A 12,912-nucleotide genomic window follows, 5' to 3' on the forward strand; every position below is an offset into this window, starting at 1 on the left:
ATCACGCGCACACTGATCATGGAGGTATAGGAATGCGGGTACGGTCTCTGTCCCTTTCGATAATGGCGGTCCTGATAGGCACGTGTTGCGTCCAGTCCACCGCCAAGTCGAAGATAGACACGGTTGTCTATGAGGTGAAGCTATCGTCTCCCCAAGGTGATATGGGAACACGGAAGATGTATCGAAGGGGAGATCACTTTCTCTGGGAGTACGAGTCCGCCGGGATGAAGATGAAGTTCGTCCGCAACAAGGACGGCGCTTTCATGATCCACCCGACCGGCAGGTATGCAGGCAAGTACCCGCCCGGATCGAACCGCGAGAATCCGATCACCTTCCTTCCCGGCCCTCAGGGCGACGTGAAGGAGTTTCTGAACAGGCAGAGGGCCGAGCGAGTGGGCGAGGAGAAGGTCGAGGGCAGGATCTGCGACATCTACACCTACATAGAGAGTGAGTCCCAGTGGAAGTGCAAGCTCTGGGTGGACAAGAAGGACTTCGTGCCGGTGAAGATGACAATGACCGGCGCCAAGAAGACCGACGTCATTGACGTGATCTACCTGAGCTACAAAACGGGTGTCGTGGTCGCCGAGTCCAGGTTCGACCTGCCCAAGGATATTGAGATACGCAACGTCCCGGAGCCTAAGAAGGACAGCGAGGCCGCCGACAAGAGCGAAAAGCCGGATGCCGCAGCAAGAGACGAGACCGCGACAAAGGAGTAAGCGATGCAGTTTATCAGCCCTCGACGCTTCCGGATCCTCGCGTGGTCCGTGTTCGCCTTTGCAGCGGTTTCGGGGCTCACCCTGTCAGCATTGTTCACCTCTACAGGAGGAGCATCGCCGTCAGGCTCTAAGAAGCTGACCATCCTGTACAGCAACCAGGCCTTCGGACAGATACGCTCGTGCAACTGCACGAAGTTCCGCTACGGGGGATATGGTCGGGAGGCCACGCTGGTTCAGAACCTGAGGAAGGAAGACCCAAACGTCGTTCTCGTCGAAGGCGGCGATGCCGTGGGGCGCGAGGATATCGAGCAGGACAAGCTGAAGTCGGAAGTCGCAATGAAGGCGATGAAGGATATCGGGTACGCGGCGTTTGTGCCTGGCGAGGCCGAACTGCGGTTCGACCGCGAGCACATCCAGAACTGGGCCGCTCTTTCCAAGACGCCTTTCATCATGGCCAACGCCAAGTATAAAGAGACCGGAGAGCCGGTCTGCGACCAGTCTTACATAGCAGTGAAGATGCCCAACGGACTCCGCGTGACGGTAATCGGCGTCGCGGGCACCGAGCTGTTCCCGGACATGATGCAACCGAACCTCAAAGTGGAAGTGTCGGATCCCGAGGCGGCGGTCAAGGACATTCTGCGGAAGGTCCGCTCACAGTCCGAAGTGGTAATCGTAATTGCGCACATGACGACAGAGAAGGCCAGGCCGCTTGCCAGGATCGCCGGCATCGACGCGCTCATCTGCACGCATTCGTTTGAGAAGCTGGAGATGCCCGAGAAGGACCGGAACATCGTGCAGACCCCGCACGAGAAGATCGGAGACTGCGTATTCGTCATCAGCAATTCGAGATCGGGATGGGGAGTGGGGAGACTCGATCTGGAGGTCGCCGGCAAGAAGATCAACGTTGTACAGAGCCGAACTTTCTTCCTCGACCGCGAATATGACGAGCACCCCACGATAGTGAAGCTCTACGACGAGTACAACACAAAGGTCGCCGAGATGACGGCCAAGCAGCAGAACCAGTTTCGACAGCAGTTCGAAGAGCGCTTGAAGGAACGGGGCATTGACCCTAGCACGCGCAAGCGCGAGAGCCCGTTTACCGGCGGCGACGCATGCAAGACGTGCCACGAGGACGCCTACAGCCAGTGGGCAGGCACTCGTCATGCGACGGCGATGGCCACGCTCGAGAAGATGGGACAGCAGGCCGACCCGGAGTGCGTGGGATGCCACACGACGGGGGCCCTGCAACGAGGCGGGTTCACTACACTGAAGGAGACCCCGAACCTGGTGAACGTGCAGTGCGAGGCGTGCCACGGCGCCGGGCTCTCACACAAGGAGAAACCCGCCGCCGGATACGGCAAGGTATCAGAGGAACTCTGCCGAAGCTGTCACACTGAGGCGTACAATCCGGACTTCGACTACGAAGCGATGCTCGCGCCGGTCCGGCACAAGAAGGACTAGCTAACCTTGACAAACCAGAGCCCCCGACCGCTCGCGGTCGGGGGCGGGCCGGCATTTCACGCGTCGGCGATCGTCACGCTCTGCGCCGTCTGATCATCGCACCGAGCGAAGCGACTCCGCCGAGCAGGGCCATCATCGAGCCGGGTTCCGGTACGGCTACGCCGTCATACGGAGTCTGCTCCTCACCAAGCACGCTGTAGTAGGCGGTGAAGAAGAGGGCCGGCGTCGGCGCGGCGATCTCAAAACCTTTGAGCTTCTCGCCCGGGCCGGGATCGTTCCCTACGGCATCGAACGCGGGGAAGTCATAGGCGGGGTTGACAACCCAGCCGGCCGGCGCGCCGACAACCGTGAAGTAGTCGCTCGCGACCGCCGGATCCCAGTAGATGTCGAGATACAGAGGGATCACGTCTCCTCCGGGTGCGTCGTTGTTGATGAGCGTGTATATCCACGTGCCGGGCGCGGCACCGGGACCGTAGGTCATCGAGAAGGGACCCACGGCAAAAGCGGATGTGCTGCAGAGGGCGATCACAGCCAGGGCTATGATCAGGCTCAATGTCAGTTTCATCGTACATTACCTCCTTATAGCGGCTGACGAAACTTTTGGAAGAACGATTGCCGGACGGGTACTCTCCGTCCAGCAGGTGCAGGCACAGACGCAGAGCAGCGTTTTCCAGCGACTGCCACAGGTACTATCTGCAAGAAACGTGCCAAAGACTGACGGACGACGAAAAAACCACTAACTAATTTAGTAAGCAACCGCCAGCAGTGTTGTGGTATAATGTTGTATAACTTCGGACTGGGGAGATAGCCAATGACTGTCAGATTTGCACCGGCAAGAAACCTGCTCATTGCCATACTGGCGATGACTGCGCTGGTAGCGTGCAGCAGCACCCTGGCGGCACCGACTCCCGGCGCCGAGTTCAAGCTGCCCAACGCGGTCGGCCCGACTCGGTACAATCAGCAGTACACGGACATCTGCGCCGGAAACGGGGTGTATCTGGCGGTCTGGCACGACCAGCGGTCAGGCGCCGACTTCGACGTCTACGGGATCCTGCTGGACGTGAACGGCAACCCGATCGGCGAGGAGTCTTTCCTGATCTCGAAGATGACGGGAGGCGCATCTGCCCCAAATGATCAGTTATACCCGGGGGTCGGGTTCAACGGGACCAACTTCCTGGTAGCGTGGGCAGATAAACGTGCCGCCAACGTCATTCCCCGCATCTACGCGTCCAGAGTCACCCCATCCGGCGAAGTCCTCGACCTCAATGGGATCGCACTGCCGACAGCTGTTACACCCACGGATCAGACTGCGCCGCAGATCGCATCGAACGGCACGGACTGGATGGTCGTGTGGCAGGAGAAGAGCTCCAGCGGCAGTGACGACATATGGGGCACCGTCGTATCCGCGGCAGGCACCGTGGGTACAAGGACTGCCATATCAAACCGCACGGACAACGAACAGTGGCCGGGCATCGCTTGGAACGGCACGAACTACCTTGTGGTATGGCAGGACTACCGAAACTCCGAGTCCACCGGCACGGATATCTACGGCGTCAGGCTCACCAGCGCAGGCGCGAAGGTGGCAGGCTCGGAGAAGATCATCTCGACCGCCGCAGGCTCTACATCGGCAGGGGCCGCAGGGGCTCAGAGCGTGCCCTCCGTCGCCGCGGTAGCGTCGAGCATCTGGCTCATAGTCTGGCAGGACGCTCGCGGCGCCAACTCAGACATCTACTGTGCCCGCATGAGCAGCAGCGGGACCGTATCGGATCTCGGCGGAGTGGCGGTATCCACGGCCGCCAACGATCAGGAGGAGCCAAGAGTGACCTGGGACGGCACGTACTTCCTAGCGGCATGGAGGGACAAGAACGCCTCGTACGGCATCCGGGCCTCCAGAATCACCACGAACGCTGCGGTGCTCGATCCGGGCGGCATAGCCGTGATAAACAGCGCCGCCGGACCGTATGGGCCGGCAGTTTCAGGGCGCGACGGCGTCAGCCTGGTGGCCTGGTACTCCCTGGACATTTCCGATTCGGACATCTTCGGCGCGTCGGTCAACTCCTCCGGCCAGGTGGGTGCGCTGAAGACCCTGTCGCTCTCTACTCAAGACCAGCCGACCTTCGACGCCGCCTACGACGGCACAAACTACGTCGTTACATGGGCCGACCGCAGATCCGGAGTCTACAGAGTCTACGCGGCACGGGTATCTCCGGCCGGAGTCATCCTAGATCCGGACGGCGTGCTTGTCAGCGCCACGTACACCGGCAGCCAGACCGAGCCGACGATCGCATGGGACGGCACGCAGTTCCTAGTAGCATGGACTGAACTCGGCGCCGTGTTCACGGACATCAAGGGCATGCGGCTATCCCCTACCCTCGCGCGCCTCGATGCCACGCCGCTGAACATCTGCAACATCGATCTGGACCAGAAATCGCCGACGGTCGCTTGGAACGGCGCGAACTTCCTCGTAGCGTGGGTGGATTATCGCGGCGCGGTCGCCCCGGACTACTTCTCCGACATCCGCGGGGCCAGGGTCTCGCCCGCCGGCGTAGTCACCGCGATCGGAACGGCGATATCGGGAGCGGCAGACCACCAGTTCGCTCCTTCGGCGGCCTCATGCGGCGGGAACTGGCTGGTCGCGTGGGAGGACTATCGAACCAACAGTTCACCGGTGGTGTACTGCACAAGGGTGACCGGCGCGGGGAGCGTACAGGATGTCGCGGGCATAGTCGTTCCCTCGTATCCCTACTGGCAAGTTCAGCCTAGGGTCACCACCGACGGCACGAACTACTTCATCGTATGGTCCGACAAGCGCGACGGCTGGTCGAACGACAACATCTACGGCGTGCGCATGTCCACATCGGTTGTACGGCTCGATCCCGCTGACCTCCTGATCTGCGGCGCGACCTCATCACAGACAAGCCCCTCCGCCGCCTGGAACGGGCAGAAGTACCTCGTCGCCTGGCAAGACAGCCGCACGAGTTCGATCTCATCGAGCGACATATATCTGAAGCAGGTCACATCCGCCGGAGCGGTTGATCCTACGGACGCACTGATCTCCGGGGGAACCCACGCGGAGATGAACCCGAAAGTCATCGCGCCGGGGCCGGGTGCGGCGGCCTTCTTCTACAGCAACTTCATCTCGGGAACTTACCGGACTGTCGGTCGAACACTCGTCGAGGCACCGCCGGTGCCGATCGTCAGCGACGACGGCGCGATCACGACAAGTTCCTCGTCGCTGCATGCCACATGGCACGTGGGCGGCAGGGAAGCTGAGGTGCTGGAATACCGATACACGATCGGCACGACGCCGGGCGCTTCTGACGTCGTACCGTGGGCCTCGGCGGGCACCAACACCGGAATCACGCACACTGGACTCTCTCTCGTTGACGGCCAGACCTACTACTTCGCGGTCCAGAGCCGGGTCTCCGCAGATCCGTGGAGCGGCTCGGGCGTCAGCGACGGAATCATGGTAGACGCGTCCGCGCCGACGACCCCGGTCGTCACCGACGACGGGCAGTACACGTCCAGCCTCGACTCCCTCCACGCGACGTGGACATCGTCCGACCCGCAAACCGGCGTCGCGCAGTATCAGTATGCAATCGGCACGTCCTCCGGCGGGACCGATGTCATCGGCTGGACATCGGCTGGCACGAATAGCTCAGTGACGAGGACGGGGCTCACACTATCGGAGGGCGCGACTTATTTCATAAGCGTGAAGGCCCTCAACGGCGCCGGGCTCTGGAGTATCGTCGGATCGAGCAACGGCATCACCGTCGAGGCGTCCGCGCCGACCACGCCGGCCGTTACCGACGACGGCGAGTACACTTCGAGCCAGGATACTCTTCACGCGACATGGGCGTCTTCCGATCCGCACTCGGGCATCGCGGAGTATCAGTATGCCATCGGCACGACCGCTGGCGCGACGGACGTAGCAGGCTGGACCTCGACGGGAACGACTGCCGGGGCAACGAAGGCCGGGCTTTCGCTGAGCGATGGCACGACCTACTTCTTCTCGGTGAAGGCAAAGAACGGCGCCGACATGTGGAGCACCGTGGGAAGCAGCGATGGCATCACGGTGGACGCGAGCGCCCCGACCACTCCGACCGTAACAGACGACGGCGATTTCACACTCCCCGATATGCTGCACGCCTCGTGGAGCGCCGAGGACCCGCATTCCGGAATCGCGGAGTATCAGTATGCCATCGGCACGACCGCAGGCGGCAACGACATCGTGGATTGGACATCGGCGGGCGCGGATACTGAGGTCACCAAGACCGGGCTCTCGCTCTCTCAGGGAGTTCAGTACTTCGTCAGCGTGAAGGCGCTGAACGGCGCGGGCCTCTGCAGCGACGCGGGTTCGAGCGACGGCATATCAGTCGCCGCCGACGCGGGAACGAGCCTTCAGGCAAAGGCCCTCGCAGACGGTGCAGGGCTGATCCTGAGCCACAAGGTAGTCACCGCAGGCGCGGATAACCTGCCGAACCTGGGCGGCGCCCTCTTCTACATCGAGGAGGCCGACCGGACATCGGGCATCAAGGTCATGAGCGACGAGCCGATCAATGCCGGGAGCATCATTGACGTCGCGGGCGAGATCGAACTCGTGGACGGCGAACGGCAGATCACGGCCTCGGCCGTCAAGGTCGTATCGACCGGGAATCAGCTTCCCCGCCCGTTCAACATGAGAGGACGCGCCATCGGAGGCGTTGACTTCAACGAGCATACCCCGGGCGTATACAACGGCGAGGGGCCAAACAACCTGGGGCTGTACATAATGACCTGGGGCAAGGTGACCTACACCGGTGGAGAAGGCGATGACTTCTTCTACGCGAACCCGGGGACATTCTTGAGGGACGGCTCGGGCTACGTGGGAGTCAAGATCAGATGCCGTCCCGAACTCAAGCCCACGGTAGGATCGACCGTGATCGTCACGGGCATCAGTTCCTGCGAGCCGCTCGACGAGAACTCGATCCGCCGGGTGCTGGCCACGCAAGTGCTGGAATACTCACAGTAAGGATGTGGTAATGCGTTGAGACGGGAGATATCACCGTCGCGGACAGGACGGTTGATATGCAGCGCGCTCGCGCTGGGCGCGCTGCTTCTCTCGTCAATACCCGTTACTGCTGAGCTTGCTTCCAACTGCTGGCCGAAGTTCAGGGGAGACATCCGCAACACGGGTTTGAGTCCGGGTCCGGGACCGGGCGGCGACGACCTCGCATGGACCTATACCACCGGAGGTGCGATTGCGTCCTCCCCGGCGGTGGCTCCGGGCGGCACGGCGTACTTCACCTCACGCGACGGTTACCTGTATGCGCTCGCGCCCGACGGATCACTGGTCTGGCGGTACGGCATCAGCGCCTATTCCGCATACTCCTCGCCCGCGATTGACTCCGACGGCACGGTCTACGTCGGATCGGACGACTACTACCTGTACGCCCTGAACCCAAACGGAACCCTCAAGTGGAGGCGCGGGATCGGCTCTCAGATCTCCTCATCTCCGGCGATCGGCGGCGGACGGGTCTACGTCGGCGCCTCCGGCGGAAGGATCTACGCCGTAAATCAGGACGGCACCGTCGCATGGTACTATCAGACCGGCGGGGCAGTTACCTCCACTGCGGCGGTGGGGGCCGACGGCACGATCTACATCACCTCAAAGGACACCTACCTCTACGCACTCAGTCCGACGGGCACGCTGAAGTGGCGCTATCGGACGAACAACAGATCGGAATCGTCCCCGGCTGTCGGCGAGGACGGGACGATCTACTTCGGAAGCGACGACGGCAAGATGTATGCGGTGACCTCAGCGGGCGCTCTCAGTTGGAGCTACGCGGTCGGCTCGATGGTGCGCTCGTCACCCGCCATCGGGGCCGACGGCGCGGTATACTTCGGCGCCGACGACGGCTACCTGTATGCCCTGCAGCCCGGCGGATCGCTCCGCTGGCGGTGCCAGACGGGCGGGATTGTCCGGTCGTCGCCCGCTGTCGGGAGCGACGGGACGGTATATGTGGGATCGCAGGACCGATACATCTACGCCCTCAATCCCGATGGGACGCTCAAGTGGAGACGGCTCACGGGCGGATGGGTTGACTCCTCGCCCGCGATCATGGCCGGAGGCAGGCTCTACGTCGGGTCGTATGACAGCAAGCTCTACGCCTTCGAGAGCGACCAGACCCCGCCGACGACTCCCATCGTGGTGGACGACGGCCTGTACTCCACGAGCCCGGACTCCCTCCACGGATCTTGGAGCGCCTCGGACCCGGAGTCCGGAATCGCGGAATACGCATACGCGATCGGGACCGCGCCGGGGTCGGCCGACATCGCGGGCTGGACTTCGGCAGGCACGGCGACCGAGGTGACCAGGACGGGATTGCCGCTTGTCAACGGGAGCATCTGCTACTTCTCGGTCAAGGCGCGGAGCGGCTCGGGCCGATGGTCGGATGTCGGCGTAAGCAACGGCATCCTCGTTGATTTCACCGCACCGACCACGCCTGTGGTCGTGGACGACGGGGCGTACACGACCTCGCTCGCCGCCCTGCATGCATCGTGGAGCGCATCCGACCCGGAGACCGGAGTGGCGGAGTACCAGTACTGCATCGGGACCGCCCCGGGCCTTGACGACATCGCGCCCTGGACCGGCGTAGGAACGGCGATCGAGGTCACCGCGTCCGGATTGAACCTCGCGAACGGGGGCACGTACTTCTGCAGCGTCAGGGCCAGGAGCACCGCGGGACTATGGAGCGCTGTCGGCGCGACTGACGGAGTCCTGGCAGATGCAACCCCTCCGGGTGCACCGTCGGTGACCGACGAAGGCGACTTCACCAGTTCGTCGGACAGTCTCCATGCCTCATGGACAGCAAGCGACACGGAATCGGGGATCGCCGGTTACGAGTACGCGATCGGGACGACTCCAGGCGCATCCGATACTCTGGGCTGGACGACGGCAGGAAGTTCTACCGAGGCGACGGCGACGGGCCTGACTCTGAGTGACGGCGCGACGTACTACTTCGCCGTGCGGGCGAAGAACAACGCCGGTCTGTGGAGCGCCGCGGGGGCCAGCGACGGCATACTGGTTGACCTGTCCGCGCCCTCTAGTCCGGTGGTGACCGACGACGGCGATGCGACCGCCTCACCGGACACGCTTCACGCCTCCTGGAGCGCGAGCGACCTTCAGAGCGGCGTCGTCGAGTACCTCTACGCCATCGGCACATCACCGGGGAGCTCGGACGTCGCGGGCTGGACGTCGGCAGGTACCGAAGCGGAGATCACCCGGAGCGGCCTCTCCCTGGCCAGCGGCACTACCTACTACTTGGCGGTGAAAGCGAAGAACGGAGCGGGGCTCTGGTCGGAGGTCGGATCGAGCGACGGGATACTCGTGGACCTGACGCCTCCGATCACGCCAATCGTAGTGGATGACGGCGAGTTCACCGCGAGCGCGGACACTCTTCACGCCTCCTGGCATTCATCGGACGCGGAGACCGGCGTCGCCGAGTATCAGTACCGCATCGGCACCGCGCCGGGGCTCGATGACGTCGCGCCGTGGACATCCGCCGGCCTGTCCACCGAGATCGCGCGCGGCGGATTGAGCCTGACGAGCGGGACGACGTACTACTTCGGGGTGAGGTCGAGAAACTCCGTCGGCCTGTGGAGCCAGGTCGGTACGAGCGACGGTATCTTGGCGGACCTGACGCCTCCAAGTATCCCGGCCGTCACCGACGACGGCACCTACACGTCATCCATGAGCGAACTGCGCGCATCCTGGACGGCAGCCGACGCCGAAACCCCCATCGTGGAGTACCAGTACGCAATCGGGACGACCGCGGGCGGGCTGGAGATCGCCGGGTGGACCCCCGTCGGGACGGCGACCGAGGCAACCTTCACCAACCTGCCGCTGGCAAACGGCGGCACGTACTACATCTCGATCCGCGCGAGGAACGCGGTCGGCCTGTGGAGCGGTCCCGGCACGACCGACGGCATCACGGTTGACATAACCGGGCCGTCCACCCCCGTCGTGGAGGACGATGGAGACTTCACGTACTCCTTTGACACGCTGAACGCGACATGGGCGTCCGCCGACCCGGAGAGCGGCATCGCGGAGTACCTCTACGCGATCGGGACGGCCCCGGGCGCGACCGACACGGCCGACTGGACCTCGGCCGGGGCGTCGGGCGGGATTTCGAGATCCGGGCTCGATCTGGCAGACGGGGTGCTGTATTACTTCTCCGTGAAGGCGCGTAACGGCGCGGGAATGTGGAGCGCGACAGCGTTCAGCGACGGGATCGCCTGCCTGCCCTCGCCGGTGTGGCCGAAGTTCCGAAGGGACGCCGTCAACAGCGGGCTGAGCGACTTCAACGGCTCCCGGTACGGCGCGCTCCTGTGGGAGTTCCCGACGTCCGGCTGGGTCGAATCGTCGCCGGCGATAGGTGGCGACGGGACGATCTACATCGGCTCGGGCGACGGGCATATGTACGCCATCCGCGCGAACGGCACGATGAACTGGGACTACCAGACCGGAGGCCCGATAGACTCATCCCCGGCGATAGGCGGACGCGGCGAGATATACTTCGGCTCGTACGACGGCTACCTGTACTGCCTGGCGTCGAACGGCTCCCTGAGGTGGAGGTACCGCACCGGCGACATGGTCTGGTCGTCGCCCCTGATCGGTCCGGACGGAACGATCTACATCGGCTCCCATGACGGCTACCTGCACGCGGTGAACCCGAACGGCACGCGCAAGTGGCGTTTCAACGCCGGCGGAGCGGTATGGTCGTCGCCCGCGATGAGTTCCGACGGCGTTCTGTACTTCGGCGGCGGCGACACGAACATCTACGCGGTGTATGCCGCGGCAGGGACGCTCAAGTGGAAGTACGTGACTGAGACGGCCGTAGACTCATCCCCTTGCATCGCGCCGGACGGGACGATCTATGCAGGGTCGGGAGACAGCTACTTCTACGCGCTGAGGCCCGACGGCACGCTCAAATGGAGATGCTACACCGGCTGGCCGGCCGATTCGTCCGCCGCCGTCGCGCCGGACGGGACGGTCTACGTCGGCGCGGGCCACAGTTGGACGGAGGGAGCGCTCTACGCGTTCAATCCGAACGGCAGCGTGAAATGGAGTTACGCAGTGCCCGGCTCGGTCAGGTCGTCCCCCACCCTCGGCGCGGACGGCACGATATACTTCGGGTGCGGGGACGGGTTCGTGTACGCCCTGACGCCAGCCGGAACGCTGAAGTGGAGGCACGACACGGGGGCTCCGGTTCTCTGCTCTGCCGCGATCGGAAGGGACGGGACTCTCTGCATCGGCTCTTACTCCGGATCGGTCTACGCGTTCAGGGATACGGGGATTGACGACACTACCCCGCCGACGACGCCGCTGGTCACCGACGAGGGGGCGTATACCCTCAGCGCGACCGGCCTGTCCGCATCGTGGACGGCGAGCGACCCCGAATCGGGCATCGTGGAGTACCAGTACGCGATCGGGACGGCGCCGGGGGCGTTCAACACCGTGCCCTGGACTTCGACGGGCGGGACGGCGTCGGTCACGCGGAACGGGCTGAGCCTGACGCGCGGGACGACCTACTACGTCTCGGTGAAGGCCAGGAACTCGGCGATGATGTGGAGCCCGGCGGGGTCGTCGGACGGGATCGTTCCCGTGAACGCGAGCGACGTGAGTTCGATCGGCAGGGCGGAGAACCTACCGGACACCGCGCTCGCCTGCCTGGACGACGTGGTGGTGACCGGCTCGTTTTCCGACTGCTTCTACGTGGAACAGCCGGACCGCTCGGCGGGCATAAAGGTCGCCGCAAACGGGAAGCCGATCCCGGCGGAGGGCACGCTGGTGTCGCTGGTCGGAACGATGACGACGGTCGGCGGCGAGGCGGCGGTCTCGCTCGGCACCGTTCACCGGAAGGGGACGGCGTCCGTGCCGAGGGCGCTGGGGATGGTGCTGAAGACGGTGTGCCCCGAGAGACCCGACCTGAGGCCGGGCGGGACCTCCGCTCCCGGGCTCGAGACCATCGGCCTGCTGGTGACGATACGGGGGCGCGTGACGGCGGTGATGTCGGACTCGTTCTACGTGGACGACTGCTCTGGATACGCCGACCCGCTCGGAATATCCGGCATCAAGGTGCGGACGACCAGCCTCTCGCCATTGCGGGTGATCACTCCGCCGGCGAACGGCAAGTGGGTGCGGGTGACCGGAGTGCTGTCGGTCGAGCCGATCAACGGGAGCTTCCGGCACGTCCTCCGCCCGCATGCCCAGACGGCGATCGGGCTGCTCTGAGCGACGCCTCGATTATTCCTTTCTACTCCTCCGCTCGATACCCTTGCGCCTGTTATCACAGCAAGCGAGCCTCTTATTGTTTGTATACCGATCCAAATATACAAGTTTCTTGATGGGTGGTTTGACATTCGGTGATACTGGGTAGAGAGGATGTTGGTTACACACCAACTCACCGACCCTCGGTAACAGGTGAGTGGGTTTCTTGTGTCACCGATTTCCGTCGCCAGTCTTCACTGGTGCCGCGGGATCAACGTCATGTGCGGCTTGAAGCCAGCACCCGGATAGTGGCTGCCGTTCAATATCTGGCTGATACCGAATCAGTTTCCTCAACTGATGCGTGGAAAAGGAGATACTACTAATGCAGAACCGGCTCATTGCTGTTGCGCTGTTGTGTCTGACGTTCCTATTGGCGTCTGTGGAAGTAACTCTGGCGGTGACGGCTGAGGATGTGATAGCGGT

At 63.4% G+C, this 12,912-nt stretch carries 5 protein-coding genes; 4 read left to right on the plus strand and 1 reads right to left on the minus strand.

Annotation, left to right across the window (positions count from 1 at the left end; genetic code table 11):
* The first annotated feature begins 32 nt into the window (after positions 1–32).
* Both KBC96_08680 and KBC96_08685 read left to right on the plus strand, forming a co-directional pair.
* Positions 33–716, plus strand: coding sequence for a hypothetical protein (locus tag KBC96_08680; GenBank protein MBP6964467.1), 684 nt, complete (start codon positions 33–35; stop codon positions 714–716).
* 3 nt (positions 717–719) lie between these two features.
* On the plus strand, positions 720–2,177 hold the full coding sequence (locus tag KBC96_08685; protein MBP6964468.1) for a hypothetical protein: 1,458 nt from the start codon (positions 720–722) through the stop codon (positions 2,175–2,177).
* Positions 2,178–2,250: 73 nt separating this feature from the next.
* Here KBC96_08685 and KBC96_08690 read toward each other — a convergent pair whose 3' ends face one another.
* Positions 2,251–2,742 carry a PEP-CTERM sorting domain-containing protein gene (locus KBC96_08690; GenBank protein MBP6964469.1) on the minus strand — a complete coding sequence of 164 codons (492 nt, stop codon included), beginning with the start codon at positions 2,740–2,742 and terminating at the stop codon, positions 2,251–2,253.
* 246 nt (positions 2,743–2,988) lie between these two features.
* On the opposite strand from KBC96_08690, the gene KBC96_08695 reads away from it, so the two are divergent.
* Together KBC96_08695 and KBC96_08700 are read left to right on the plus strand one after the other, a co-directional pair.
* Complete coding sequence (locus KBC96_08695) at positions 2,989–7,188, plus strand: fibronectin type III domain-containing protein (GenBank protein ID MBP6964470.1); 4,200 nt, start codon at positions 2,989–2,991, stop codon at positions 7,186–7,188.
* Positions 7,189–7,239: 51 nt separating this feature from the next.
* Positions 7,240–12,453: a PQQ-binding-like beta-propeller repeat protein gene (locus KBC96_08700; GenBank protein ID MBP6964471.1), complete on the plus strand. Its 5,214-nt coding sequence runs from the start codon at positions 7,240–7,242 to the stop codon at positions 12,451–12,453.
* Positions 12,454–12,912 lie beyond the last annotated feature (459 nt).

Source organism: Armatimonadota bacterium (genome assembly GCA_017993055.1).
Classification (GTDB): domain Bacteria; phylum Armatimonadota; class UBA5829; order DTJY01; family DTJY01; genus JAGONM01.